The following is a 24,945-nucleotide window of genomic DNA, read 5'->3' on the forward strand; positions in this document are numbered from 1 at the left end:
CCGGCCCGGCTCCGGAGCACCCAGTAGGGCGGCACGTTTCTTTTTGCGGTAGCTTGGCGGTTCGGCGGTGGGTGGCAAATTGCCGTATAGGCGCACCAAAACCCGCCCCGCAGTCCGCTGCCATGAACGCACACGCCCGCAAGTTTCGCTACTTCTTCTTCAGTCAGGATTTTTCCGATGCCTTACGCATCACGCTGGCCGTGCTTGTGCCGGGGGTGTTGCTGGGCTGGCTGGGGCACTTGGCCATGGGCATGGAAGTGGCACTGGGCGCGCTCTGCGTCAGCATTGCCGACGGGCCGGGCCCGCTGCTGCACAAGCGCAACGGCATGCTCGCCACCGTGGCGCTGCTGCCGGTCCTGTCGATGCTGACGGGGCTGGTGCAGCCGCATCTGTGGCTACTGGGGCTGGAAATCGGGGTGCTCAGCTTTGTGTTTACCTTGTTTCTGGTGTACGGCAACCGCGCCGCCTCGGTGGGCACGGCGGGCCTGCTGCTCGTCATTCTGATGATGGACCGTACCCTCACGCTGCGCCAGCTGATAGAATACACGCTCCAGGTTACGGCCGGCGGCGTTTGGTACATGCTCGTGAGCTTGCTCTGGCACCAGATCCGGCCCTACCGGCCGGCCCAGCAGGCCCTGGGCGAGTGTATCCGGGCCATTGCGGGCTTTCTGCGGCTGAAAGCGGAGTTTTACCGCACCGGCACCAGCCTCGAAGAAGACTACCGCCGCCTGATGGCCCAGCAGGTAACCGTGAGCGAAAAGCAGGACGCCGTGCGGGAGCTGCTGTTCAAAACCCGCCAGATGATGAAGGAGTCTACCGGTACGGGCCGGCGGCTGGTGCTCACCTTCGTAGACGTGGTAGACCTCTACGAGCACATCACGGTGGTGTACTACGACTATGCCGCGCTTCACGCCCGCTTCGAGGCTACTGGTGTGCTCGATACCATTGCGGGGCTGGTGGAGCAGCTGGCCGCCGAGCTGGAGCGGGTGGGCTTTGCTGTAGAGGCCAACCACGGCTACACGTCCCGCGTGAACCTTACGGAAAGTCTGGAGCAGCTCAAGCTCCGCATTGATGCCCTGGACGACCCCGCCCAGCCCGGCCACACCTGGGTGCTGAAAAAGATTCTGGTAAACCTGCGCAACCTCACCCAGCGCCTGCAGGATGTGCAGGCGTACTTCGATGCCAGCGCCCCGGCGGTTAGTAGCCGCGAGCTGGAGTTCGGGCGCTTCGTGGCGCACCAAAGCTTTGGGCTGGAGCAGCTCCGCGACCATCTGACGCTCAACTCCGGTATGTTCCGGCACGCCGTACGCATGATGCTGGCCTGCCTGGCTGGGTTTGTGGTGGCGAAAGTGGTGCTGCCCGGCCACCACAGCTACTGGATCATCATGACCATTACCTACATGCTCAAGCCCGCCTTCAGCCTCACCAAGCAGCGCAACATTCATCGGGTGCTGGGTACGCTGGTGGGCGGCGGTATCGGGGTGCTGGTGCTGTGGCTCGTGCCCGACCACCGGGTGCTGGTGGTGCTGCTGGCGCTGTTTATGCTCACCTCATTCAGCTTCACGCGCAGCAATTACATCGTAGCCGTCACGTTCATGACGCCTTTTGTGCTGATTCTGTTCAGCTTTCTGGGCCTGGGCTACCTGGAAGTGGTGGAAGAGCGGGTGCTTGATACGGTGCTGGGGTGCCTGCTGGCCTTTGCCGCCAGCTACCTGCTGTTTCCGCGCTGGGAATCCGACCAGCTGCACGACCACATGAAGGCCGTGCTGCGTGCCAACCTGCGCTACCTCCAGACGCTGCAGGAAAGCCTTACCGGCTCGCCCGTGGCCGTGGTCGATTATAAGCTGGCCCGCAAAGAAGTGTACGTCAGCTCGGCTAACCTGGCGGCGGCGTTCCAGCGCATGATGTCGGAGCCGCGCGGCAAGCAGCACCGCCCCACCGAAGTCCACGAGTTTGTGGTGCTGAATCATATTCTTTCTTCCAACGTGGCCTCCATTACCTCGGGCCTGCTGGCTGGCCCCGGCCGGCCGGAGCAGCCCGGCCCGCTGCTGCGGCCGGTACGCCAGGCCCAGCAGGCACTGCACCGCAGCCTGCGCCGCCTCGACCCGGCCGAACCCGAAGCAGCTGCCGAAACAGCCACTACGTCCCGTCGCCCCGACCCGGTGCCGCCCGACCCACAGCTCACTGAGCAGCTGGATTTCATTCAGAAGGTCAGCAGCGACATCAGCAAAGTAACCGAGGAAGTGCTGACGGGACCAGCACTGCTAAAAAGCCACTGAGCTGGCGCCCCCGGCTCTCAACATAAGCCGCGCTTCATCAGAGGCCGTGCCGGTGAGCGAACTGCACGAGGGCCGCCACGTTGTGCAGTTCCAGCTTGTGCATGATGTTGCGGCGGTGCGTGCTCACCGTAAACTCCGATAAGGACAGCCGTTCTGCCACGTCGCGCGTCGTCAGGCCCCCACGGATCAGACCGATAATTTCCCGCTCCCGCTTGGAAAGGCGGTGAAGCAAAGCGCCGGCCGCATCGGCTGGCGCCGGCGCGGCCGGTCGCTCTGGCTTCGGAAATGCCGGCTGCCCTGCATATACCATCCGGACAGCGGCCAGCAGCTGGCCCGCATCAGCTGACTTGGGCACGAAACCACTGGCCCCGGCCGCTTGCAGCCGCCCTACCAGCTCGGGAGTAGCGGCTGTACTGAACACCAGCACCCGCAGCGCGGGCCACTGCCGCCGCAGGAGGGGCAGCAGCGTGAGGCCATCGGGAGCGGGCATCTGCAGGTCGAGCAGCAGAACATCGGCAGGGTGGGGGCCGGCCGCCGGCAGCCAGGCCAGCAATGCGTCTCCCGTCCCAAATTGCCCACGCACCTCCAGGTCGGGCTGCTCGGCCAGCAGTAAGGCCAGGCTCTGGGTGAGCATCACATGGTCGTCCAGAATCAGTAACCGGCAGGGCATAGGCAGGAAGTAGTAACAGGTAATGAAACGCCGCCGCCAGCGACTAAGTCCCTAAGTCGGGCCCGCAGTTTCTGGCGAGCCCTCAGCATGGCAGCCGCACCACAATGGTTGTACCCTGGTCGGAGCTGTCGATGTGGACCTGGCCGCGCAGGTACTCCGTGCGGGCGTGCACCCCGCGCAACCCGATGCCGGTGCCATTTTTTGTGTTCTTGAAGCCGCCACCATCATCCTCCACCAGTATTTCGAGAGCTGCCGGGAGGCGCAGCAGCTGCACCTGCACGCAGGTAGCGCGGGCGTGGCGCACGGCGTTGTTGAGCAGCTCGGCGGCAATACGATAAGCGGTTTGTTGCAGGGAAGGCGGCAGCTGGTCGAGGCCTTTGTCGCAGTAAGTGCGCACCGTAGGGCTGCCGTAGAGGTTAATCAGCTCTGTCAGCGCCTCAACGGACTCGGACAAGGACCCCAGGCCCGGCTCGACGGGCAGCACAGCGTGGCTGAATGTACGGACTTCGTCGCGCAGGTGGCGCAGCAGCAGCTCCGTGTGGCGGCCCGCCGCCGCGGCTTCAGGCGAGCTGCTGAGCGCCTGCTGCACGGCCTTGCCCTGCCAGGCCAGGTGCAGCGCCGCCAGGTTGGGGCCCAGCGCATCGTGGAGCTCCCGGGCCAGCTGCTCCCGTTCTTCTTCCTGCGCTGCAATGAGGCGGGCGCCCTGCGCATTGCGCTGCCGCAGCTGCCGGATCCGTAGCTGGGCGTTCTGGCGGAGCGTGTGCTGAAACCGGCCCGTAAGCAGCGCACTCAGCACCAGCAACTCGAAAAACAGCCCCCAGGCCAGCGCATTCGGCTGCATCAGGTGCAGGTTGGTGAAGCCGATATGATTCAGCCAAAACAAGCTGAACCCCGCAAAAAAGAACAGATAGGTCAGGCCGTAGTACAGAGCCAGCCGACGGTGGCGGCGCTTACGGAGCAACGCCAGCAGCACCACCCAGCCATACGCGAAAATGGCCGCCAGCAGCAGTTCCCGGACGCCATTCAGCAGCAGCAGCCCCGTGCCCGCGGTGCGCGCCGCGGCCGGATACAGCAGCGTATAGACGCCCACGAACCCCAGCGCCAGCCCGGCCAGCCAGCTGCCGGCCCGGTGCAGCCGGGGCCAGCCCGCGCGCAGCCGCAGAAACAGCTGCATAATGCTGATGCCGCACGCCGTAGCCAGCAGCATAAAGTTGAACTGCCCCACGGCCCACAGCAGCTGAAACGGCCCACTCGGCAGCAGCAGGGCATCGAGCCCATCTTCCATGATCAGGAAGAGCGTGGTGCAGCCCACGTACAGCACATACCAGAGGTGAATTTTGTCGCGCAGGTAGGCAAAGAGCACGAGGTTGAACAGGGCGCTGCCCCAGTAGAAGCCCAGCAGCCACACCCAGTGCTTATCGAAGGCATACGTAACCTCCCAGGCCAGGAAATCCTCGGTGGTAGTCACGTCGGTGGGCATATAGAGTGCGCCGGCATGGTGGTCGATGCGCAGATACAGCTCCGCCACCTCGCCTGCGCCCAGCGTGAAAGGCAGGCTCAGGGAGCGGGCCGGAAACAGACGCTCGGCGGCCGGCACGCGTGAGCTGGCCGCCGCTAGCCGCCGGAATTGGGTTTCACCCGGTCGCCGGCCATATAGGGTGGCACTGTCGGTATAGTTGTAGATGCTCCACAGAAAACGGGTGGGGGCCGGCAGCGTGTTCTTGACTACCAGCCGCAGCCACAGCCGCTGATGCACGAAGCCCAGATTAAGCGTCCGGTGCCAGGGCCCGGGCCCGAACCGGCCGGCCTGCCACAGCGAGTCGGCGTGCTGCGGAGTGGGCGGGGCCGAAAAGGGCTCGGTGAGGTAGCGGTAGGTTTCGGAAAGGTGGTTGCCGTTTGATTCTACCAGAAACAGGGTATCGGCCGGTGCTGGGGCCGCCGCGCCCAGGCACCATAGGCTGTGCAGCCACAGCCCCACCAGGGCCAGGCCACGTGCCACTACTCCGATGCAAATCCGGCGCCGCGTCATAAGGATAGAATGAGGCTGTATAGTACTATCTTTAGCTCAAATGAGGAAATTTTGCTGAAATGTCAGGCATTGAATATAAATCAATTTATTGATGTAGAGTGTGTTAGTTGTTGCTGATAGTTTGCTTTGCCTACGAGAAACAACCCCCAAAGCAAGGCCCCGCCCAACCGTAGTTGAGCGGGGCCTTGCTTTAAGATTTTGGGCGGCTACTTAGCGGCTTCCGGCTTTAGAGAGCGGGCCAGCCAATCGAAGAACACCCGGTTCCAGAGCACTGAGTTCTGCGGCTTATTGATCCAGTGGCCTTCGTTGGGGAAGTACAGGAAGCGGCTCGGAATACCGCGCAGCTGCGCCGTGCCGAAAGCTTCCATTCCCTGGCCTTCCGGCACCCGGAAGTCTTTGCCGCCGTGGATAACCAGGATGGGCGTATCCCAGTTTTTGGCGAACAGCTGCGGGTTGAAGTCGGTGTAGGTTTTGTTGAGCGGAGAATCCCAGGGCGTGCCTTTCAGGTCGTGGTTGGCGAAGAACATTTCCTCGGTGCTGGGGTACCAGCTGGTGAGGTTGTAGAGGCCGCAATGCGCAATAAACGTCTTGAAGCGGCCCTCGTGCTTGCCGGCCAGGAAATACACCGAGTAGCCGCCGTAGGAAGCGCCTACGCAGCCCAGCCGCGCCTTGTCCACGTAGGGCTCCTGGCTCACGGCATCAATGGCCGACAGGTAGTCCCGAATCGGCTGGCCACCCCAGTCGCCGCTGATGCTGTTGTTCCATTCCGTGCCGAAGCCGGGCAGCCCGCGCCGGTTAGGAGCCACCACAATGTAGCCGTTGGCCGCTAGCAGCTGGAAATTCCAGCGGTACGAGAAGCTCTGGGTGATGGGGCTTTGCGGGCCGCCCTGGCAGTACAGCAGCGTCGGGTACTTCTTGCTCGGGTCGAAATCGGGCGGGTAAATAACGTACACCTGCATCTGCTTGCCATCGGTGGTGGGCACCATGCGGGCCTCCGTGCGGCCGGTTTTCACGCCCGCCAGCTCCTGCTGGTTGATGGTGGTCAGCACTGTTTCGCGGCCGGTTTTCAGGTCCACGCGCACGAGGTCGGCGGGCTGGGCCTGGGTGGTTTTGTTGACGATGGCCACGTCGTTGCCGGCCAGCTCGAAGCCGTTGTAGTTGAACGCGCCTTTGGTCAGCTGCTTGATGGAGCCGCCCTTGCTCGGCACCGAGAAAATATGCTCTGTGCCGGCCAGCACGCTCACGAAGTAGATGGTTTTGCCATCAGAACTCCAGCGGATATTGCCGGCCGCCTGCTCCGAGCCAGCCGTAATATCCTGCCGCTTTTTCGTCTTGAAGTCGTACACCACAATGCCGTTGCGGTCCGACTCGAAACCCGGCGTAGCCATGCTCAGCCACGCTACTTTCGAGCCATCGGGCGAGAAGGCCGGCTCCGTATCGTAGCCGCCCAGGCCTTCGCTCAGGTTCTGAGTCTGGCCGGTGCGCACGTCGTAGAGGTAGATGTCCGAGTTGGTGCTTTCGGCCTCCGCCTTGCCCGTGAGCTTGCGCGAGGTGTACGCCAGCCGGGAGCCGTCGGGCGCAAAGGCCAGCTGCTCGGAGCCGCCCATGGGCTGCAGCGGCGAGTCGAACTTCTCGCCGCTCATCACGTCTTTGCCGGTGCCGGTGGGCTTGCCGTCGTTGCCGAGAGGCTGGAAAAACACGTGCGACACCTTCAGGTCGTCCCAGGCGTTCCAGTGGCGGTAGTTCAGGTCGTCGATGATTTTGGCGTCGGCTTTCGGCAGATCCGGGTACCAGTCCTGCACCGATTTGCCGGTTTTCACGTCCTGCGTGTACAGGATAGATTTGCCGTTGGGGGCGTATTTCAGGTTGGCCAGCCCTTCTTCCGGGAAGCTGCTCAGCAGCTGCTTGCCCGAGCCGTCGGCGTTCATTACGTAGAGCTGGTCGGTGCCGCTTTCCCCGCTCAGGAAGGTCAGCTTGCCATCGGGGCGCCAGTTAATCGTGTTTTCCGAGCCGGGCGTGTTCGTAAGCTGCCGGGCTGCGCCGCCCGCCACCGGCACCACCCAGATGTCGGTGTTGCCCTGGTTTTCGCTCAGGTTGTAGCGCGTCACGGTATAGGCCACCGTTTTGCGGTCCGGCGACACCTGCATTTCGCCCAGGCGGCCCAGCTTCATGAGCAGTTCGGGCGTATACACGGCACTCTGCTGAGCTGCAACGGCCAGCGGCAGCAGCGTCAGCGCGGTCAGGAAGGGTTTTTTCATAGAGCGGTAACAGGGCGCTGCACGCGCCCAAAAGAGTGGGAATTGTGCCGGATGAAGGCATCGGTGAGTGCAAGGTAAAAACTACCGCCCTGTTTGCGTACTTCGCTGCCCAAACCCGCAGTGCCCGGCCGGGCACTGCTCCGCGCCTTTCTCATGCCCGATTTCCGACTTCGTGTTTTCCAGGCGGTGGCCCGGCAGCTGAGCTTTACCAAGGCTGCGCAGGAGCTGTTCATCACCCAGCCCGCCATTACCAAGCATATCCGGGAGCTGGAGCGCAGTTACGGGCAGCGCCTGTTTGAGCGGCGCGGCAACCGGGTCAGCCTCACCGAAGCCGGCCGCCTGCTGCTGCTGCACGCCGATGAAGTAGAGGCGCTGCACCAGCAGCTCACCGACCAGCTCCACGCCCTCCACGACGAAACCGCCGGCCGCCTGCGCCTGGGCGCCAGCACCACGCTGGCCCAATACGTGCTGCCGCCCATTCTGCCCGGCTTTCAGCGGCGCTACCCGCAGGTGCAGCTCAGCTTGCTCAATGGCAACTCCGAGCAGATTGCCGAAGCCCTGCTGCGCGGCCACCTCGACCTGGGGTTTGTGGAAGGGCAGGTGCGCAGCCGCGACCTGCACTACGAGTTGCTGCTGTACGATGAGCTGCAGGTGGTGCGCAAAGCAACTCCCGAAGGGCCGCCGCCAGAGCCCGTGCCGCTGGCTGCCCTGCTGCAGCAGCCGCTGGTGCTGCGCGAGCGGGGCTCCGGCACGCTCGAAGTGCTGGAATATGCCCTGCGTAAGTACGGCATCAAGCTCTCCAGCCTGCGGGTTGCGTTCTACCTCGACAATACCGAAGCCATTAAATCGTACCTGGAAGCCGCGCCCAATTGCCTGGGGGTGGTATCGAAACGGGCGCTGGCCAAGGAACTGGCTGCCGGCTGGCTGGAAGTGGTGCCCGTGCAGGACCTGCACCTGCCGCGCCACTTCGATGCGGTGTGGCTGCAGGGCGAGCCGCTTTCGGCACAGGCGCAGCGGTTTTTGGCTTTCGCGCACAAGCAGCTGGATTCAGCCGACTGACCCATCGCTGCGGCTACTGGATGTTGCCTATATAACCTGAGGTAATAACCGATAATCATTATTGATTATCGGTAGGGGAGGGGGCTACGTACCTTTGAGTAGTTCTACTCATCGGTCTATTCACCGTGAAACTTAGCCAGCCTGCTCCCCCCTATACTCCCACCCGCACCGAACGGGCACAAAGAGGCTTTACCGCGTTTCTCTCACGCAGTTTTGCGTTGGGGCCGTTGCAGCTAACGCCCCGCATACTGCTGTTCTTGGTGGCTGTGACCGTCTGCGTGTCGCCTTGGGGCTCGCCGCCGCTGGCGCTGGCCCTGGGTCTGCTCGTGGCGCTGGCTGTCGGCAACCCGTTTCCGGCCCAAAGCAAGCGTTATACCAGCAAGCTGCTGCAATGGTCGGTGGTGGGGCTGGGCTTCGGCATGAATGCGCAGCAGGCGCTGCAGGCCGGGCGCGAAGGACTGCTGTTTTCGGTGGCGTCTATTGTGGGCACGCTCACGCTGGGCTACGTCGTAGGCCGCTGGCTGGGCATCGACCGCAAAACGTCTCACCTGATTTCGAGCGGCACGGCTATTTGTGGCGGCAGTGCCATTGCGGCCGTGGGCCCGGTGCTGCGCGCCGAAGAAGGCCAGATGTCGGTGGCGCTGGGCACGGTGTTTATCCTAAACGCCATTGCGCTGTTCCTGTTCCCGGCCATCGGGCATGAGCTGCACCTGAGCCAGAACCAGTTCGGCCTCTGGGCCGCCATTGCCATCCACGACACCAGCTCGGTGGTAGGCGCCGCCAGCCACTACGGTAGCGAGGCCCTGCAGATTGCCACCACCGTGAAGCTGGCCCGTGCCCTCTGGATTATTCCGGTGGCGCTGGGTACGGCTTTCCTGTTCAAAACCCCCGGGGCCAAAATCAAGCTGCCCTATTTCATTCTGGGGTTCATCGGGGCTATGCTGCTCAACACCTACGTGCCGGCCCTGAAGCCGCTGGCACCCTACGTGGTGCAGCTGTCCAAAATAGGCCTCACGCTGACGCTGTTCCTGATTGGAGCCGGCCTGTCGGCGCCGGTGCTGCGCTCCGTGGGCGTGCGGCCGTTTGTGCAGGGCGTGTTGCTGTGGCTGGTTATATCCGGCGCCTCGCTCTGGGTGATTCTGCAGACCGTGGTATAGCGTCTATTCTCGCGGTAGTACAGCAGAAACCCGCCCGTCGGCCTGATGTGAACCAGGTGACGGGCGGGTTTTAGGTTGATGTGACTGACGGGTTAGTTCTTGCGGCCGGAACCGCTCTTTTTTCCGCCGCCGTCCTGCTTATTGACGGTAGCTCAGGCGCGCTTTTCGGCTTCTTCTTCCGAAACGCCGCGCTTCTCGTAGCTTTCTTCGATGTGCTCCGCCTGCCGCTTCTGCTTGTCGGTGTAGGCCGATTTATCTCCCTGAGGCATGATGCAGAAATGTAAAAGGTGAAACCATGACTTACCTGTTGCTCTACGGGCCGCCCGGGCATGTGTTATGACGAGCTTGCGTGAACCGTTGCCTGGGGGTGCCTATCTTCGCGCCTTCTAAGCCCCCACTTTCGCCATGCGCCAGCTCGCCGATATTCCGCACCCCGAGGCCAAAATCACGCTTTTCTCCTGGAACGGCAAGTACCTGATCAAGCTGGAGAAAGGCCAGCTGGAGCAAACCTACAAGGTGAGCGAGCTGGACGTAACCAGCGACGAAGATGTGCGTGAGCTCCTGGACAGTGAGTTTCTGCAGGCCGCCGTAGCCCGCTTTACCCAGATGCGCACCGACCTGCAGGCCGCCTTCGACCGGCACGGCCTGTAAGCCGGCTTTTATAGCTGATTTTCTCTATATTCCCCGACATGAAAAACTCTCTCCTTGCCCTGCTGCTGCTGGTAGGCGTTTTCAGCCTGCATCCGGCCGCCGCGCAGCTCTACGATGTCCGGCAAAGCAGCATCAACCACGAAAAGCGGGAACGGTCGGCACTAAAAGTGCAGGTAGACGGCACCCCCGAATGGACGCGCGACTTCTGGCAGTCCTGGCTCAAAGACACCTACAACATCAAAGTGAAAGGCAACGGCCTGCTGGGCGTGGGCAAGCGCGACATTCTGGTGGCCAAGCAGGTGCCGGCGTCCAGCGTTTCGGGCAAGCTGATTGACCTCTATGCACTGGTAACGGCACCTTCTGATTCTGTTACGGAGCTGGCCGTATTTGCCGCCTTCGACTCCGATACCTATTTCGACCCGGAGAAAACGCCCAGCGAGTACGCCGCCCTGCGCAACATCGTCACCAACTTTGCTTCGGCCGCCCGCGTGAAAGCGTATCGGGAGCAGATAGCGGCCGCCGAGAAAGAGCTGCGCGACACGGAGAAAGAAAAGGAGCGCCTCGAAAAGGAGCGCGCCAGCCTGAGCGCCAACACCCTAAGCAATCTGGAGAAGATTGAGGCCCTGAAAAAGCAGAACACCGAAAACAAGCTCAAGTCCAGCCAAGACTCGGTGCAACTCATCACCAACGCGCAGCTGCTGGAAACCCGCAAAGCCAAGCTGCAGCGCCGCCGCGACCGGCTTTCCACGCTGGACAAGAAATAGGCGGCGCCGGCTCAACACACAATATCCCCGTTATCTGGAGCGCAGGTATCGGGGATATTGTGTGTTGAGGCAACTTCCCGGCTGATTTACCCGGCCGGAGTATTGTGCGTACAAGCGGCAGAGCCTGGCCAAGCCATTGGTCAGCGTACTTAGTAAGTCAGTAATCAAAGGATATGGAAAAGGACCCGTCGCCGCTGGATACCCTGCGGCAGCTCAAGGAGTGGCTCGATGCCGGCACCATCACGCCGCAGGAATTCGCTACGCTGAAGCAGAAACTGCTATTCAGCGAGTCGGCATCAGCAGCGGCGCCACCCGCGCCGGCCGCTCCCGAGCCGACCACCATTGCGCCGGTAGAAGACCCGATGCTGCCGCCGGTAGTGCATCACGCCGCCCCGGAACCCGCGCCACCGGTTGGAGGACCGTCTGTACCCGCCTCACCTGCCGACCCAATCAACCGACCCATCATAGCCGGCCGGCCCGAAACGTCGCCTTCCGCTGCCGAGCCGGAGCCGTATACCACGCCTTCTGCCGCTTCCGCTACAGAGGAAGTAGAGCCGGCTCCGTACACGGCGCCTGCCAAAAGCCCGCTGGGTACCATCCTCATCATTGGCGGTATTGTGGCGTTGCTGGCCCTGATTGCCTACCTGATGCTGGGCAACCGCGAGTCGGAGCGCCTGACCAGCACCTCCCGCACCGCTGCCGACTCGCTGGCCGTGGCGCCGGAAGAAGGCCCGCAGGCCGAGCAGATTGAGTTGCCGCCGGCTGCCGTGCCCGAAACGGTACGCGTAGCCCCCGTGCTGCCTCCCGCCGCTCCGCGCGACTCAGTGGCAGCCGTGACGCCTGCTACGCCCACCGAAGCCGCTACTCCGGCCGTAGCCGATGATGCCGGCATTGTGCCGCGCGCGCAACAAGCGCTGGAATCCTACTACACCGATCTGCAGGCGGCTCCGTTCAGCGCCGCGCAGCACTTCGCTCCCAGCGTCGAGCGGTTCTACACGCTGTCGGGCACTACGCCCGAAGCTATTGAAGCCGAGCTGAACCGCACGCACTTCCCGGAGTTCACGGAAGCCTCCACCCAGATTGAGCCCGGCAGCCTGAAGGTAGGGCCCGTGGCCAACGACGGCTCCCGCGTGGTCACGTACCTGGAAAAAAGTAAAGCCTTCCGGCAGTCGTTGCAGAAGTACCAGCAAACCACCGCGCAGGTGCGGGTGCGGCTCGATAAGAACTTCAGAATCGTGTATCTGCGGCAGGAAAAACTGCTCGAAAATACATTCACCGACTAGGCTCCCGTACCTTTGCGGCTGCTTGCCGGACGCGCGTCGCCGAAGCCCGGCGGCGCGCGTTTGTGTTCTGTATGTTCCTGTTATGAAGTCCGTTCCTTTTCGCCGCGCCGGCCGGCTGGCTTTTCTGCTGCTGCCGCTAGTGTTGGGTTCCTGCCTGAATGTCATCAAGCCGGGCCGCGAGTTTGCGCGCTACCCGCCGCCTACCGCGCCCGACTACGCCCAACCCGATACCTGGGCCGCATTGCCTACCCGCCGCGACTCGGCCGATGCCGTGCCCTATGGCACCAGTCTCCGCGACCAGCAGGCCAATGCCTCCGTCGACGTGTTTTTCGTGCATCCGACCACCTATTACCGCCGCGGCTCCTGGAACGCCGACGTAGCCGATGCCCGCGTCAATCTGTTCACCGACCGTAGCACCATCCGCAAGCAGGCATCGGTGTTCAACAACGTGGGCCGCATCTATGCGCCGCGCTACCGGCAGGCTACGCTCTTTTCCTTCTTTGATGAAAAGAGCGAAAACGGCAAAGAAGCCCTGAATCTGGCCTACAGTGACGTAAAAGCAGCCTTCGACTACTACTTGGCGCACTACAATCAGGGCCGGCCGTTCATTGTGGCCGGCCACAGCCAGGGCACTTTCCACGCCACGCGCCTGCTGCGCGAACTGGTAGACCAGAACCCGAAGCTGCGCCGCCAGCTGGTAGCCGCCTACCTCATCGGCTTCAACGTGAAGCCCACCGAATACCAGGTGCTCCGGCCGTGCGAAGACTCCACCCAGACGGGTTGCTACGTGGCCTGGAACTCCGTAGAATGGGGCAACGACTACCCGCCATTCCAGGGCGGTGTGGCCGTAAATCCATTGACGTGGCGCACCGATACGGTGGCCGCACCAGCTTCGCTCAACCTCGGCGGCACCCCTTACGAGTTCAACCGCTTGGATACCGCCGTAGTAGATGCCAAGGTGCACAACGGCCTCGTGTGGCTGCATACGCCCAAAGCCAGCGGCTACCCACGTTTTCTGTTGCCCGGCCGCCCCGAACTGCGCCACTCCTTTCACATCGCCGACTACGCGCTGTACTATATGAACATCCGGCAAAATGCCGCCGCACGGGTGCGGGCATATACCGCGCAGCCTCACCGTCCGTAATTCCGTTTTATGAAAAATATCAACTGGCCCCGTTTCCTCATTGGGCTGCTGTTCCTGATTCTGCTGGCCGCGCTGGCCAAGAACCTGATTGGGGGCGTTATCCGCAGGAACAAAGCTTCCACACCCACCGAAAAGCAGGACGTCTTAAAATAAAAAAGCCCCGCCGGCACAATGCCGGCGGGGCTTTTTAAAGCAGCTAAGCGGATAACTTAGGCACCAATAGCAACACGCTTGAAGTCGGTTACCGTCATGCCTTTCGACGTTTTGTCGAGCAGCTGGGCGATGGTCAGCGAGCTGTCCTTCACGAACTCCTGGTTGAGGAGCGTGTTCTCTTTGTAGAACTTGTTCAGCTTGCCCTGCGCAATTTTCTCCAGCATCGCCTCGGGCTTGCCTTCGGCACGCGCCTGCTCTTTGCCGATTTCGATTTCGCGCTCCGTAACGGCCGAATCCACACCGTCTTTGTCAACGGCTACGGGCTTCATGGCTACGATTTGCATGGCTACGTCGCGGCCTACGGCAGCAATGTCAGCACCACCTACGTTCTTCAGGCCTACGAGTACGCCTTTCTTGTTGTCGGAGTGGATGTAGGAAGCAACTTTCTCAGCCGTCAGCGTGGCGTACGTTACGTCCAGCTTCTCGCCGATTTTGCCCATCAGGTCGGTGATGTGCTCCTGAATGCTCAGGCCATCTTCTTCCTTGGTAGCCAGCAGGTCTTCTTTGGTGGCGGCGTTCGTGCGAACGGCGGCATCCAGAATACGCTGCACCAGGTTCCGGAAGTCAGCCACTTTCGCAACCGATTCAGTTTCGCAAGCCAGCGCAATGAGTTTGCCGGTCGTGCCGTCTTCGCTCACGCTCACAGCCACAAAGCCTTCCGACGTTTCGTTTTCAGAACGCTTATCGGCGATTTTCTGGCCCTGCTTGCGCAGAATGTCACGAGCAGCTTCGAAGTCGCCATCGGCTTCGGTCAGTGCTTTTTTGCAATCCATCATGCCTGCACCGGTCATGGTGCGGAGCTTGTTCACGTCTGCGGCGGTAATTGCTGCCATTGTTGTGAGGGTATATGAGGGGTGAGGGTTGTAATCAATTTACTGCCGGCCGGGTAGGGCAGGCGGCAAAAGAAAAGGGAACACCGGAGCCGAGTGCTTCGCATGTTCCCTTTTCGAAGGAGGGGCGATAAGCCTATTCTTCGGCGTTCTGCTTCTCCTGGATGCCTTCGTCTTCGGCCTGCTTCTTGTCGGCATCTTCTTTGTCGACCTTACGCTCCGAAAGACCTTCTTCGATGGCCTTGCCAATCACGCTCACGATGAGCTGGATCGACTTCGAGGCGTCGTCGTTGGCCGGGATGGGGAACTGCACCAGCTCGGGGTTCGAGTTCGTGTCGCAGATAGCGAATACCGGAACACCCAGTTTCTGGGCTTCTTTCACGGCAATGTGCTCGCGCTTCACGTCTACTACGAACAGCGCAGCGGGCAGGCGGCTCAGGTCGGCAATGCCGCCCAGTACACGCTCCAGCTTCTCCCGCTCGCGCGACATCATCAGTTTCTCACGCTTGGCAAGTGCCGCGTAAGCCGTATTTTCTTTCACCATCTTGTCGATGGTGCTCATTTTCTTCAGCGACTTGCGCACGGTGGCGAAGTTGGTGAGCATACCACCCAGCCAACGGTCAGTCACGTACGGCATTTTCAGGCGGGTAGCCTCTTCCGTTACGATTTCCTGCGCTTGTTTTTTGGTAGCCACGAACATCACCTTACGGCCGCTCTTGGCGATGTTGCGGATAGCCGCAGCAGCCTGGTCGAGCGAAACGAGGGTCTTGTTCAGGTCGATAATGTGGATGCCGTTCTTCTCCATGAAGATGTACGGCGCCATTTTCGGATCCCACTTGCGCGTAAGGTGACCAAAGTGGGCACCGGCATCAAGCAGTTCTTTATAGGTGGTGGACTGAGCCATGATAAGTTTCCTCTGGGATTAGCGTTTCGAGAACTGGAACGAGCGACGTGCTTTGCGCTTGCCGAATTTCTTGCGTTCCACCATGCGCGGGTCGCGGGTCAGGAAGCCTTCTTTCTTCAGCGCCGGGCGAGCCTCAGCGTTGTCGCCCACGAGGGCTTTCGAGATGGCCAGACGGATGGCTTCAGCCTGAGCCGAGATGCCACCACCGCGCACGTTCACCTTGATGTCGTACTGGCCGAGTTGCTCGACAGTAGCCAAAGGCTGGTTCACGATGTTTTCCAGGAGTTCGTTGCCGAAATAGGCTTTCATTTCCCGGCCGTTGATAGTGATATTCCCTTGCCCGGCCTGCATGTAGATGCGGGCCACCGAGGTTTTTCTTCTACCAGAGGTGTTGGAGATTTCCATTAAGTGAAGAATTAAAGAGAGGCCGAATCGGCTTAGAGATTAGTCAGTTCAACAGCTTTGGGCTGCTGGGCTTCGTGCGGGTGCTGGTCGCCCTTGTACACGTACAGGTTGCGGAATTGCGCGGCACCCAGCTTGTTGCCTTGCAGCATGCCTTTCACGGCGTGCTCAATCACACGGGTCGAGTCTTTGGCTTTCTTGTCGCGCAGGTTGATGCGCTTCTGGCCGCCGGGGTAGCCCGAGTGGGTGATGTAGATTTTGTCGGTCAGCTTCTTGCCCGTAACGTAGAGCTTGTCGGCGTTCAGAACAATTACATTGTCGCCACAGTCCGAGTTGGGAGTGAACGAAGGTTTGTGCTTGCCACGCAGCATGTTGGCAATCTGGCTGGCCAGACGGCCCAGCGGCGCAACACTGGCATCAACCACGACCCATGCCTTATCGGCGTTGGCTTTGTTGACGGATACCGTCTTGAAGCTCAGATGATCCATTGGGAAGGAGGGTAAGCGTTTGGAAATGAGGAGAAACCGGACGCGGTCCGGGAAAAACGGACACAAAGTTACCGCCTTTCAGCGTATTTGCAAGGCCCATTGTAATATTTGTGCCTGAGTAGCACCCACTTTCGCGGCGCCGGCAACTGGGCATATTGCTATCTGCGGAAGCAGCAAAAGCCGCTTCACTACCCTACTGATACTGCCGCAGCGTTTCGACCAGCACCCGGAAATCCTTAGGATAAGGCGCTTCCACGGTGACGCTTTCGCCGTTCAGCTTGGCAAACGTAAGGCTGGCCGCATGCAGCGCAAACCGCTTGATGAAGGGCTGCTCTTCCTCGCCTTCCTTCATGTTGAACTTGCGCTTCAGCGACGAAAGGTAGAAATCTTCGCCACCGTACATGTTGTCGCCGATGATGGGAGCCTGCAGGTAGGCCAGGTGCAGCCGGATCTGGTGCATGCGGCCGGTAATGGGCTGGCATTCCAGCAGCGTGTGCTTGGCATAGGCCTCCAGGGTGCGTACCAGCGTCACGGCGGGCTTGCCCTTGAACGCAAGGCGGGCCTTGCCTTTAGTGGTGGTTTCGATGCTGCGTTCTACGCGCAGGCCTTCGTAGTCGTGCACGCCCCAGGCGGCGGCGTGGTACACCTTTTTCACCTTGCGGTCTTCGAACTGCATAGCCAGATGGCGGTAGGCTGCCGGGTTTTTGGCCAACGCCAGCGAGCCGCTGGTTTCCTTGTCGAGGCGGTGGCAGGCCTGCACGTCGTCGTACTGCTCGCGGGCGAGGCGCAGGATGTTGGGGGCGCCGCCAAACCGCTCGTCGAGCGTAGCCAGAAACGGCGGCTTGTTGATGACGACGTAGTCTTCGTCTTCGAACAGGATGAGGTCTTGGAAATTGGGTAGCTTCATAAAGAGCCGCAAAGGTACGAGTTTGGGCCGAGCAGCTATAGCGCGTGGCTGCCGCTGCCAGGCCGTCGGCTACTCGGCGTGCGGCCCGGTACTTTTGGGCGCTGCAGGCAGCGGCTTTCGGGGCTTGGGAAGCTTGAACTCCAGCGTGGTGCCCTGCCCGATTTCGCTCTGCACCTGAATGCTGGACTTGTGGGCCTCTACAATGTGCTTGCTGATGGAGAGCCCCAGCCCCGAACCGCCGGACTCGCGGGAGCGGCTTTTGTCGATGCGGTAGAACCGCTCGAATATGCGGTTCAGGTGCTGCTTCGGGATGCCTTCGCCATCGTCGCGGACGCTGAGGCGCACGGCCTTGCCGGTTTCCTGCAACCGCACCACCACATGCCCGCTGTCGCGCCCGTATTTGATGGCGTTGTCGATGAGATTGATGAGAACCTGCCGGATGCGGTTGCGGTCGGCCAGTACGAGTACCGGGGCGCCGTTGCCGGAGAGGCCGGCCGGTTCCAGCTCCAGGCTTACCTGCCGCAGGGCGGCCTTCCTTTCCAGCTGCTCAAAGATTTCGTGCACCAGCTCTACCAGGTCGAAAGTCTGGCGGCGCATGCGCACCACGCCTTTCTCCAGCTGTGAAATGGTGACCAGGTCCTGTACCAACGTGTCGAGAGCATCGAGGCTGGTAGCGGCTTTGCGCAGAAACTTCTGGCGCGTGAAACTGTCCAGGTCCTCATCGTCGAGAACGGTGTGCAGGAAGCCTTGAGCGGCGAAAATGGGCGTTTTCAGCTCGTGCGATACATCGGCCAGAAACTCGCGGCGCAGGACCTGCAGGCGCTTCAGCTCGTCTATTTCCTGCTGCTTGCGCTGGGCCATGGCCACAATTTCGTCGCGGATGCGCTTGAGCGGCTCCGGCCGAAACAGGAACTTGTTCGACATGCGCCGAAACTCCTTCCGCTTGACATGCTCCAGACTGGCGTAAATATTATTTATCTCCCTGAAAATAAGGGCTTCAAACAATAGGTAGAGCAGCAGGAAGCAGGCGGCCACAGTGATGCCGGCGGCCAGTACGCCCTGCTGCAGCGGCAGGGTGGGGCCCAGCCAGGCCAGCGCCGTAAGCACACTTGCAATCAGCAGCGAAAGCAGGATGGCAATAGTGCGGGAGGAAACGGGAAGCTTCATGGCCTAAAGGAAGTGGAAGCGCGCCTTACAAAGCACCGCCCGAACGCAGGAGCCGGCCGGCCACAACATTCAGGCGGGTTGCAACGGGGTATTGGGTTAGTTGTCGGTGTTGAACTTGTAGCCGACGCCTTTGATGGTCTGGATGTGGTGGTCGCCGACTTTCTCGCGCACTTTGCGCACGTGCACGTCCACGGTGCGGGCCAGCACGAATACGTCGTTGCCCCAGATATTCTGCAGCAGCTCTTCGCGGCCGAATACTTTGTGCGGGGTGGCGGCCAGAAACGCCAGCAGCTCAAACTCCTTTTTGGGCAGCGTAATCTTGCGGCCCGCTTGGTACACGGAAAACGCCGTACGGTCGATTTTGAGGCCGTTGATTTCGATGGTGTCCTGCACCGACAGCGGGTCCCGGTCGCGGCGCACGAAGGCCGCCAGGCGGCTGAGCAGCGCCCGGGGCTTGATAGGCTTGGCAATAAAGTCGTCGGCGCCGGCCTCGAAGGCAGCCACTTCCGAAAACTCCTCGGCCCGGGCCGTCAGAAAGATGATGTAAGTATCCTTGAACCGCGGCTGGTCGCGGAGCTGGCGGCAGGTGGCAATGCCGTCGAGGTGCGGCATCATCACGTCAAGCAGCACGATGTCGGGGCCGAACTGCGGGGCTACCTCCAGGGCTTTGCGCCCGTCCGGCGCCGACGCTACGGTGTAGCCTTCTTTGCGCAGGTTGTACTCCAGAAGTTCCACGATATCAGGGTCGTCATCGACCACCAGAATCTTGTAGGCGTTGGGATTGGCAGGTGCTTGCACGGCGCTGGGAGTTTGGGGTAAAACAGAGTACGCGAAGACAAAAGTACCGCCGGGCGGGCCACCGGCATGTTACGTTTGTGTGAACTGCTACGGGCTACAGGCCGCATCAACCCAACAGGCTGCTGAACCTGGCCGGCAACAAAAAAGCGGCTCCCACAGGAGCCGCTTTGCGGTGAGCTAGTTCTGAGCCACCAGGTTCAGCCGGTTTTTCAGGCCGTGGTATTTGTACATGTCCACTTTCACGGCCCCCACGAACATTTCGGCCTGAATCAGGACCGGAACCTTGTTGCGGTCGTCGGAGAGGTAGACGGATATGGCGTTTTCACCTTTGAAGAGCTTGTTGCTGGGCATCTTCGGAACCAGCCGGATGGCCCGGATGGCGCCCGCCTTGGTTTGCACCGTTTCGCGGCCCCTGTAGGTTACTTCCATCGTGAATACTTCCTCATCGAAGAAGCCCTGCACCCTGATTACCTCCCCCACGCGGCGCTGGTCGTAGTTGAGCGTGCGCAGATAATAGAAGCCGCTGACCAGGTCCTGCACGTTGTCGGGCACTTTGTAGGAGCCGCGCTTCACGTCGTTTTTGTCGCGGCCGCGCTTCTCTACCTCCGCCATATCCCTGGCATGGTCGAAGTCCACGGTTTCCTTTTTGCGGTAGTTGTTCTCCTCGATGTTACGGAAGAATTTCTGCGGCACAATGCTGGTCGTGTCGATGTAGGAGCGCCAGGTGTCGCGGATACGCAGGAAAAAATCGAAGGAGCCCGTGGTGCGGCCCGTAACGGTGGCTTTGTAGCACAGCCGGTCATTGATGCGGTGCAGGCTGTTGTCGACCTCAATGGTGGCTTCCGCTGCGTTAATCAAGCCGTAGTGCACCTTGTATTGCAGCACCTCGCCCGACGTGAAGCTGTGGTTGGGAATCGACCGGAGAGTGTCAGCGGGCCCAAACGCCAGCAGGCCTATTGCCGGTAGCACAAGAAGAGTAGAAAGAAGCCAGCGGCGGTTCATAACGATGAAAAAGCAGGAAGTAAATTCCTGACACTCCAGACAAAAGCGGTGCCAGCAAATATACTGTGAATGAGTGGGAGCCTGAGTATACGAAACCAACAATGAAAAAGCCTCCCCGGAATAACCGGGGAGGCTCTCAAATTGCGGACTGAATCCGGCAAGGGCTTCCTACAGCGTGTCGTCGTCGTCGAGGCTGCGGTCTTCGGGAATGGCGGCCAGCGCGGCCTCCGGCTCGCCTTTCACCATGGCCCGGATCTGCGCTTCGATTTTGTCGGCCAGTTCGGGGTTGTCCTGCAGGATGGTTTTCACGCCCTCACGGCCCTGGCCGAGACGGTCGCCGTTGTACGAGAACCACGAGCCCGACTTGGCAATGATGCCCATGTCCACGCCCAGGTCCAGGATTTCGCCGACTTTGCTGATGCCTTCGTTGTAGATGATGTCGAACTCAATCACCTTGAAGGGCGGCGCTACCTTGTTCTTCACCACTTTCACTTTGGTGCGGTTGCCGGTCACGTTGTCCTTGTCTTCCTTGATCTGGCCAATCCGACGGATGTCGAGACGGACCGACGCGTAGAATTTCAGGGCGTTACCACCGGTCGTGGTTTCGGGCGAGCCGAACATCACGCCGATTTTCTCGCGCAGCTGGTTGATGAAGATGCAGCAGCAGCCGGTTTTGTTGATGGTACCGGTGAGCTTGCGCAGTGCCTGTGACATGAGGCGGGCGTGCAAGCCCACTTTCGAGTCGCCCATGTCGCCTTCCAGTTCGCCTTTCGGCACCAGAGCCGCTACTGAGTCAATGACGATGATATCAATAGCGCCGCTGGAAATCAGCTGGTCGGCAATTTCAAGAGCTTGCTCGCCATTGTCGGGCTGAGCGATGAGCAGGTTTTCGGTGTCGATGCCAAGTTTCTTGGCGTACAGCGGGTCGAAGGCGTGTTCTGCGTCGATGAAGGCCGCGACGCCGCCCTTCTTCTGGGCTTCGGCGATGCAGTGCATCGTGAGGGTGGTTTTACCCGACGATTCCGGGCCGTATATTTCTACGACGCGGCCCTTAGGCAGTCCGCCCACACCCAGCGCAATGTCGAGGCCAAGCGAGCCGGTGCTGATGACTTCCACATCCATCACCTTGTTGTCGCTCAGTTTCATGACGGTGCCTTTGCCGTACGCTTTGTCGAGCTTGTCCAGGGTGAGCTGGAGGGCTTTCATCTTCTCCGCGTTGGCGTTGCTGAACGTGGAGGGATTGCTCGTTTTTTCAGCCTTGTCCGCTTTGTCCGTGGTGGTTGCAGCCATTAGAATGGGGGTTGTTAGGAAATGCTTAGGTTTGGTGAATGTAGGCGTTTTTGGTGGCTCATACAACCCGAAGAGGGCCGCACAAAACCACGCCGACAGGTACTTTTCGGGTCGGCTAGTGGTAACGCAGCTGGCCTATATTTTGTGCCCGCAATGCTAAAAAAATTCGTTGAATCGGGGATGATTTTTTCATGCTAAAATATTTGGCAAACGGACGTATTTCTACCGTCCTGATACTGACGCTGGTAGGCTGGCTGGGCAGAACCACGCCGGTGCTGGCACAGCTCGATAATCGCGCATTTATGCATCCGCTGGTGGTGGGGCCGCAGTATGAGCGGCAGATGCGGCTGGATGTGCAGGCCTTTCTTTTCAATAAGGACAACGAGTATTTCAATAAGCTGGAAGACGGCCGGACCTATTTCGGAGCGCAGCTGCTGCCCCGGCTGGTGTACTTCCCAAGCGCCAACCTGCGGGTGGAGGCCGGCATTTTTCTGTGGAAAGACTACGGCACCCCTCGCCTGCGGCAGGTGCGGCCCTTGCTGACGGTGAAGTACCAGAACGGCCCGCACAGTATTCTGTTCGGCAATATCGAAGGCAACTTGCACCACGGCTACATCGAGCCGATGTTTGATTTCGAGCGGGTGATAACCAACCGGCTGGAAGAAGGCGTACAGTACAAGCTGCAGAAGCCGCGCCTGAACCTGGATGCGTGGGTAGACTGGCAGCGGCAGCAGTACCGGTTCAGTAACTTCCAGGAAGAGGTGGCCGGCGGACTGGCGGCCGAGGCTACCGTGCTCGGCGACTCGACGGACTGGCTGCTGCGGGTGCCGTTCCAGTTCACGGCCACGCACCAGGGCGGGCAGATTGATACCGTCTCGACCCCGCTGCAGACGCTGTTCAATGTGGCCAGCGGCGTGCGGGTGCGCAAGCCGCTGGCGTCCCGCTTTTTTCAGGCCGTGCACCTCGATGCCTACGCTACCTACTTTCACGACTACTCCTTCACCTACCAGCTGCCTTACCGGACCGGTACGGGGCTGTATCTGAACGGCGGCGTAGATACGCGCCTGTCCAACGTGCAGGTAGCGTACTGGCGCGGCAACGGCTATATCTCGCCACTGGGCGGCAAGCTGTACCGGTCCATCTCCAACTCCGTCAGCGACCCGCAGTATCTGGAAAAAGACCGGCAGCTGCTTATCGTGCGCTTTCTGAAAGACTACCGGCTGCCCGGCAACCTAACGATGACCACCCGTTTCGAGCCGCTCTACGACCTCAATAACGGTCTGTTCGACTTCTCCTTTGCGCTGTATTTCAATTTCAACCAGAGCTTCCTGCTGACTACGCTGCGCAAAGGTGTAGAGTAGCATCGGCCCGCGTTACCGCTCCAGCCGGAACTGCACAATATCATGGTCGCCGGTGCGCAGGGCCCACAGGCGCCGCCGGGTAGTAAGTGGCTGGAAGCCGGCGTGCTCGGCCACGGCCATGCTGCGCGGGTTGTCGCGGCGGCAGCGAAGCGTGAGGCTGGCCGCCTGCACATGCTGCCCAAAACCAAACTGCACGGCTGCCGCCAGCGCTTCGCGGGCATACCCGCGGCCCTCCGCCTCAGCTCCCAGGTAGTAGCCTATTTCAGCACTGATGGGCTTTTGCCACGAGGGGCGCAGGCTGATGTCGCCGAGGTAAGAGCCGGTAGCCGTATGCCAAATGCCAAACACATAGAGGCGGCCGGTGCGCCAGTCCTGCGCAAACTGGGCCAGTACCCGGCCGGCATCGGGTGGCGTCTGCACGGCCGCAACCCGTGAGGGAAATGCCTGTTGCAGCCGCCGCCGGTTCTGGTCGAGCAGCGCGAAAAATGCAGCCTCGTCGGTGGCCTGGTAGGGGCGGAGGGTGAGGCGCTCCGTGAGCAGAGGAGATACTGGCGGCGCGGCGGGTGGCAGGAAAGAAGCGTACATGATTTGGGGTGCTGGCCTGCACCTCTACGCATAGAAGCCGGGCGAAGGCTGAATTGGCGGGTTCTGCTGTAGCCCGGCCGCAACTTGCCCGTAAGGGTGCCGTTTAGTCTGATTTCCTGCCCGGTGCCGGCTTACCGGCTTCTGCGCAGGCTTTCTATCCAACTAAATTTTACGGCAACATGAAAGGACGACTGCAAGGCAAAGTGGCCATCGTGACGGGCGGCGGCGCAGGTATAGGCGAAGCCATCAGCAAGAAATTCGCGGCGGAGGGTGCCTCCGTAGTAGTGTGCGGGCTGCCCAGCGACCCGGTGCGTAAGGTGGTAGACGAAATTCAGGCCAGCGGCGGCCGTGCCGTGGGCTACCTCGGCGACGTATCGGTAGAAGCCAACGCGGAGGAATGCGTGCAATTAGCCCTCGACGACTTCGGCAAGCTGGATATCCTGATAAACAACGCCGGCGTATTTCCGGCCACCGCCGAGCTCGACAAATATCCGGTAGAGGCGTTTGAGTACATGGTGAAAAACAACATCTACACGGTGTTTATGATGAGCCGGGCCGCGCTGCCATACCTGCAGAAAAGCAAGGGCAATATTGTGTCGGCGGGCTCCGAAGCCGGGCAAATGGGCTCCCCCATGATTACGCCCTATGGCGGCACCAAAGCCTGGGTGATGACCTTTTCGCGCGGGCTGGCCGTGGAGCAGGCCAAGCACGGCGTGCGGGTGAACTGCGTAGGGCCCGGCCCCATCGACACGGCCTGGACGCATAAGGAAACCGGCCCCATGGACAGCAAAATGGAAAAGAATACCGTCAACGGCGTGCCGCTGGGCCGCCGCGGCACCCCCGAAGAGGTAGCCAACGTGTACCTGTTCCTTGCCTCTGATGAAGCCAGCTACGTGACGGGCGCAACGTACTTCGTGGATGGTGGCGTGACGCTTTCCAAGAGCCTGCCCGGCGAGGAAGTGCCGGCGCACCTGAAGCAGCAGCCTACCGGAGAGCTGCGCCTAAGTCATGCCAAGGACGGCCACGCCAACATGCGCGAAGAAGCCGCCGGCACCATGACCAGCAATTAACTCGCCCGCATCCTTGATGCTATAGGCAGATGTATCACCTGACAACAAAAGCGGCTTGCCAGTAGGCAAGCCGCTTTTGTTGTAAAGCTTCGAGACAGGCAGTAACGCCTGATAAAAGGTGCTATTTCTGCAGTGCGGCGCCAATGCCGGACTTGTGCTGGTCGGGGCTGCCGAGGGCCTGCTGGGTGCGCATCACGTTCATCTGGCGGGCTGCCTCGTTGAAATACTCGAGGCGGCGGATCAGCATTTCCTTGGTCAGCACGCGGCCTTCGGGGGTGCGCATTACCGCGCGCTGGTCTTGGAGCAGGCGGGCCATAATGGCCTGCGTTTCGGCTTTGCGCGGCTGAAACTGTTCCATAAACTCGGCTACCCGCGCCACACCTTCGCTCGTAAGCCGAAATTCGGCGCCGCCCTGGTTCAGCACTTCGCACAGCACGTAAATTTCCAGTGGCAGTGAGGTAGCCAGGGCCGTAGTGCGCAGATTGAGGCCGACCTGCAGCGCATCAAAAATGATGTCGATGTTGCGCTCGAATTGTTGGTAGTAAGCAGAAGCTTCCATGAGGTTGGGAGTTGAAATGTGCCGGGCGGGCCGAAACCAGGCGCGCACGCTGAGTTAGGAATCCTGGGACGGCCA

At 60.8% G+C, this 24,945-nt stretch carries 24 protein-coding genes; 10 read left to right on the top strand and 14 right to left on the bottom strand.

All coding sequences use genetic code 11. From position 1 onward, the window contains the following. Positions 1-122: 122 nt before the first annotated feature. A complete protein-coding gene (locus tag BUE15_RS03690) occupies positions 123-2,279 on the top strand; it encodes an FUSC family membrane protein (RefSeq protein WP_073281348.1) in 2,157 nt (718 codons plus the stop codon). 37 nt (positions 2,280-2,316) lie between these two features. Here the strand turns inward: BUE15_RS03690 and BUE15_RS03695 are convergent, their stop codons facing one another. The 3 genes from BUE15_RS03695 to BUE15_RS03705 form a co-directional block, all read right to left on the bottom strand. Continuing rightward, positions 2,317-2,949 carry a response regulator gene (locus BUE15_RS03695; RefSeq protein ID WP_073281349.1) on the bottom strand — a complete coding sequence of 211 codons (633 nt, stop codon included), beginning with the start codon at positions 2,947-2,949 and terminating at the stop codon, positions 2,317-2,319. Positions 2,950-3,031: 82 nt separating this feature from the next. After that, a complete protein-coding gene (locus BUE15_RS03700) occupies positions 3,032-4,978 on the bottom strand; it encodes a sensor histidine kinase (protein WP_073281350.1) in 1,947 nt (648 codons plus the stop codon). 206 nt (positions 4,979-5,184) lie between these two features. Next, positions 5,185-7,236 carry a S9 family peptidase gene (locus BUE15_RS03705; protein WP_073281351.1) on the bottom strand — a complete coding sequence of 684 codons (2,052 nt, stop codon included), beginning with the start codon at positions 7,234-7,236 and terminating at the stop codon, positions 5,185-5,187. A gap of 93 nt (positions 7,237-7,329) precedes the next feature. Between BUE15_RS03705 and BUE15_RS03710 the strand changes: the two genes are divergently transcribed. From BUE15_RS03710 to BUE15_RS21880, 7 genes are all read left to right on the top strand, one after another. Then, positions 7,330-8,295 (top strand): LysR substrate-binding domain-containing protein, encoded by a 966-nt coding sequence (locus BUE15_RS03710; RefSeq protein ID WP_244535866.1) that lies wholly within the window; start codon positions 7,330-7,332, stop codon positions 8,293-8,295. A gap of 260 nt (positions 8,296-8,555) precedes the next feature. Continuing rightward, positions 8,556-9,452, top strand: a complete 897-nt coding sequence (locus BUE15_RS03715; protein ID WP_244535867.1) for a YeiH family protein — start codon at positions 8,556-8,558, stop codon at positions 9,450-9,452. A 405-nt stretch (positions 9,453-9,857) separates the two neighbouring features. Continuing rightward, a complete protein-coding gene (locus BUE15_RS03720; RefSeq protein ID WP_073281353.1) occupies positions 9,858-10,103 on the top strand; it encodes a hypothetical protein in 246 nt (81 codons plus the stop codon). 38 nt (positions 10,104-10,141) lie between these two features. Continuing rightward, positions 10,142-10,867 (top strand): hypothetical protein, encoded by a 726-nt coding sequence (locus BUE15_RS03725; RefSeq protein ID WP_073281354.1) that lies wholly within the window; start codon positions 10,142-10,144, stop codon positions 10,865-10,867. A gap of 173 nt (positions 10,868-11,040) precedes the next feature. Then, on the top strand, positions 11,041-12,150 hold the full coding sequence (locus BUE15_RS03730) for an SHOCT domain-containing protein (RefSeq protein WP_073281355.1): 1,110 nt from the start codon (positions 11,041-11,043) through the stop codon (positions 12,148-12,150). An 82-nt stretch (positions 12,151-12,232) separates the two neighbouring features. Next, positions 12,233-13,294 (top strand): DUF3089 domain-containing protein, encoded by a 1,062-nt coding sequence (locus BUE15_RS03735; RefSeq protein WP_073281356.1) that lies wholly within the window; start codon positions 12,233-12,235, stop codon positions 13,292-13,294. 9 nt (positions 13,295-13,303) lie between these two features. Further along, the gene (locus tag BUE15_RS21880; RefSeq protein ID WP_170865180.1) at positions 13,304-13,447 is read left to right on the top strand and encodes a hypothetical protein; all 144 of its coding nucleotides are present in this window, start codon (positions 13,304-13,306) and stop codon (positions 13,445-13,447) included. A 56-nt stretch (positions 13,448-13,503) separates the two neighbouring features. Here BUE15_RS21880 and tsf read toward each other — a convergent pair whose 3' ends face one another. The 9 genes from tsf to recA all read right to left on the bottom strand — a co-directional run bounded on the left by tsf (position 13,504) and on the right by recA (position 21,211). After that, positions 13,504-14,340, bottom strand: a complete 837-nt coding sequence (gene tsf / locus BUE15_RS03740; protein WP_073281357.1) for a translation elongation factor Ts — start codon at positions 14,338-14,340, stop codon at positions 13,504-13,506. Between the two features lie 133 nt (positions 14,341-14,473). Next, on the bottom strand, positions 14,474-15,241 hold the full coding sequence (rpsB, locus tag BUE15_RS03745; RefSeq protein ID WP_073281358.1) for a 30S ribosomal protein S2: 768 nt from the start codon (positions 15,239-15,241) through the stop codon (positions 14,474-14,476). Between the two features lie 18 nt (positions 15,242-15,259). After that, on the bottom strand, positions 15,260-15,646 hold the full coding sequence (gene rpsI / locus BUE15_RS03750; RefSeq protein WP_073281359.1) for a 30S ribosomal protein S9: 387 nt from the start codon (positions 15,644-15,646) through the stop codon (positions 15,260-15,262). Positions 15,647-15,678: 32 nt separating this feature from the next. Further along, entirely contained in the window at positions 15,679-16,131 is a 453-nt protein-coding gene (rplM, locus tag BUE15_RS03755) for a 50S ribosomal protein L13 (RefSeq protein ID WP_073281360.1), read from the bottom strand. A gap of 193 nt (positions 16,132-16,324) precedes the next feature. Beyond that, a complete protein-coding gene (locus BUE15_RS03760; protein WP_073281361.1) occupies positions 16,325-17,038 on the bottom strand; it encodes an RluA family pseudouridine synthase in 714 nt (237 codons plus the stop codon). Between the two features lie 69 nt (positions 17,039-17,107). After that, the gene (locus tag BUE15_RS03765) at positions 17,108-18,205 is read right to left on the bottom strand and encodes a sensor histidine kinase (RefSeq protein WP_073281362.1); all 1,098 of its coding nucleotides are present in this window, start codon (positions 18,203-18,205) and stop codon (positions 17,108-17,110) included. A 96-nt stretch (positions 18,206-18,301) separates the two neighbouring features. After that, entirely contained in the window at positions 18,302-19,003 is a 702-nt protein-coding gene (locus tag BUE15_RS03770; RefSeq protein ID WP_073281363.1) for a response regulator, read from the bottom strand. A 177-nt stretch (positions 19,004-19,180) separates the two neighbouring features. After that, positions 19,181-19,972, bottom strand: a complete 792-nt coding sequence (locus tag BUE15_RS03775) for a DUF3108 domain-containing protein (protein ID WP_244535868.1) — start codon at positions 19,970-19,972, stop codon at positions 19,181-19,183. 201 nt (positions 19,973-20,173) lie between these two features. After that, positions 20,174-21,211: a recombinase RecA gene (gene recA / locus BUE15_RS03780; RefSeq protein WP_073281497.1), complete on the bottom strand. Its 1,038-nt coding sequence runs from the start codon at positions 21,209-21,211 to the stop codon at positions 20,174-20,176. Between the two features lie 287 nt (positions 21,212-21,498). Here recA and BUE15_RS03785 point away from each other — a divergent pair, with 287 nt between their 5' ends. Beyond that, complete coding sequence (locus BUE15_RS03785; RefSeq protein WP_139252111.1) at positions 21,499-22,656, top strand: hypothetical protein; 1,158 nt, start codon at positions 21,499-21,501, stop codon at positions 22,654-22,656. Between the two features lie 12 nt (positions 22,657-22,668). Here BUE15_RS03785 and BUE15_RS03790 read toward each other — a convergent pair whose 3' ends face one another. After that, entirely contained in the window at positions 22,669-23,241 is a 573-nt protein-coding gene (locus tag BUE15_RS03790; RefSeq protein ID WP_073281365.1) for a GNAT family N-acetyltransferase, read from the bottom strand. Positions 23,242-23,420: 179 nt separating this feature from the next. On the opposite strand from BUE15_RS03790, the gene BUE15_RS03795 reads away from it, so the two are divergent. Next, positions 23,421-24,311: an SDR family NAD(P)-dependent oxidoreductase gene (locus tag BUE15_RS03795; protein WP_073281366.1), complete on the top strand. Its 891-nt coding sequence runs from the start codon at positions 23,421-23,423 to the stop codon at positions 24,309-24,311. Positions 24,312-24,432: 121 nt separating this feature from the next. Here the strand turns inward: BUE15_RS03795 and BUE15_RS03800 are convergent, their stop codons facing one another. Next, the gene (locus BUE15_RS03800) at positions 24,433-24,870 is read right to left on the bottom strand and encodes a hypothetical protein (protein ID WP_073281367.1); all 438 of its coding nucleotides are present in this window, start codon (positions 24,868-24,870) and stop codon (positions 24,433-24,435) included. Positions 24,871-24,945 lie beyond the last annotated feature (75 nt).

It is taken from the genome of Hymenobacter psychrotolerans DSM 18569 (assembly GCF_900142395.1).
GTDB lineage: Bacteria > Bacteroidota > Bacteroidia > Cytophagales > Hymenobacteraceae > Hymenobacter > Hymenobacter psychrotolerans.

Bases quoted from the DNA above. Each gene is read 5' to 3' on its own strand.
- BUE15_RS03690 (WP_073281348.1), top strand. From the start codon at position 123: ATGAACGCACACGCCCGCAAGTTTCGCTACTTCTTCTTCAGTCAGGAT.
- BUE15_RS03695 (WP_073281349.1), bottom strand. From the start codon at position 2,949: ATGCCCTGCCGGTTACTGATTCTGGACGACCATGTGATGCTCACCCAG.
- BUE15_RS03700 (WP_073281350.1), bottom strand. From the start codon at position 4,978: ATGACGCGGCGCCGGATTTGCATCGGAGTAGTGGCACGTGGCCTGGCC.
- BUE15_RS03705 (WP_073281351.1), bottom strand. From the start codon at position 7,236: ATGAAAAAACCCTTCCTGACCGCGCTGACGCTGCTGCCGCTGGCCGTT.
- BUE15_RS03720 (WP_073281353.1), top strand. From the start codon at position 9,858: ATGCGCCAGCTCGCCGATATTCCGCACCCCGAGGCCAAAATCACGCTT.
- BUE15_RS03725 (WP_073281354.1), top strand. From the start codon at position 10,142: ATGAAAAACTCTCTCCTTGCCCTGCTGCTGCTGGTAGGCGTTTTCAGC.
- BUE15_RS03730 (WP_073281355.1), top strand. From the start codon at position 11,041: ATGGAAAAGGACCCGTCGCCGCTGGATACCCTGCGGCAGCTCAAGGAG.
- BUE15_RS03735 (WP_073281356.1), top strand. From the start codon at position 12,233: ATGAAGTCCGTTCCTTTTCGCCGCGCCGGCCGGCTGGCTTTTCTGCTG.
- BUE15_RS21880 (WP_170865180.1), top strand. From the start codon at position 13,304: ATGAAAAATATCAACTGGCCCCGTTTCCTCATTGGGCTGCTGTTCCTG.
- tsf (WP_073281357.1), bottom strand. From the start codon at position 14,340: ATGGCAGCAATTACCGCCGCAGACGTGAACAAGCTCCGCACCATGACC.
- rpsB (WP_073281358.1), bottom strand. From the start codon at position 15,241: ATGGCTCAGTCCACCACCTATAAAGAACTGCTTGATGCCGGTGCCCAC.
- rpsI (WP_073281359.1), bottom strand. From the start codon at position 15,646: ATGGAAATCTCCAACACCTCTGGTAGAAGAAAAACCTCGGTGGCCCGC.
- rplM (WP_073281360.1), bottom strand. From the start codon at position 16,131: ATGGATCATCTGAGCTTCAAGACGGTATCCGTCAACAAAGCCAACGCC.
- BUE15_RS03760 (WP_073281361.1), bottom strand. From the start codon at position 17,038: ATGAAGCTACCCAATTTCCAAGACCTCATCCTGTTCGAAGACGAAGAC.
- BUE15_RS03765 (WP_073281362.1), bottom strand. From the start codon at position 18,205: ATGAAGCTTCCCGTTTCCTCCCGCACTATTGCCATCCTGCTTTCGCTG.
- recA (WP_073281497.1), bottom strand. From the start codon at position 21,211: ATGAAAGCCCTCCAGCTCACCCTGGACAAGCTCGACAAAGCGTACGGC.
- BUE15_RS03790 (WP_073281365.1), bottom strand. From the start codon at position 23,241: ATGTACGCTTCTTTCCTGCCACCCGCCGCGCCGCCAGTATCTCCTCTG.
- BUE15_RS03795 (WP_073281366.1), top strand. From the start codon at position 23,421: ATGAAAGGACGACTGCAAGGCAAAGTGGCCATCGTGACGGGCGGCGGC.
- BUE15_RS03800 (WP_073281367.1), bottom strand. From the start codon at position 24,870: ATGGAAGCTTCTGCTTACTACCAACAATTCGAGCGCAACATCGACATC.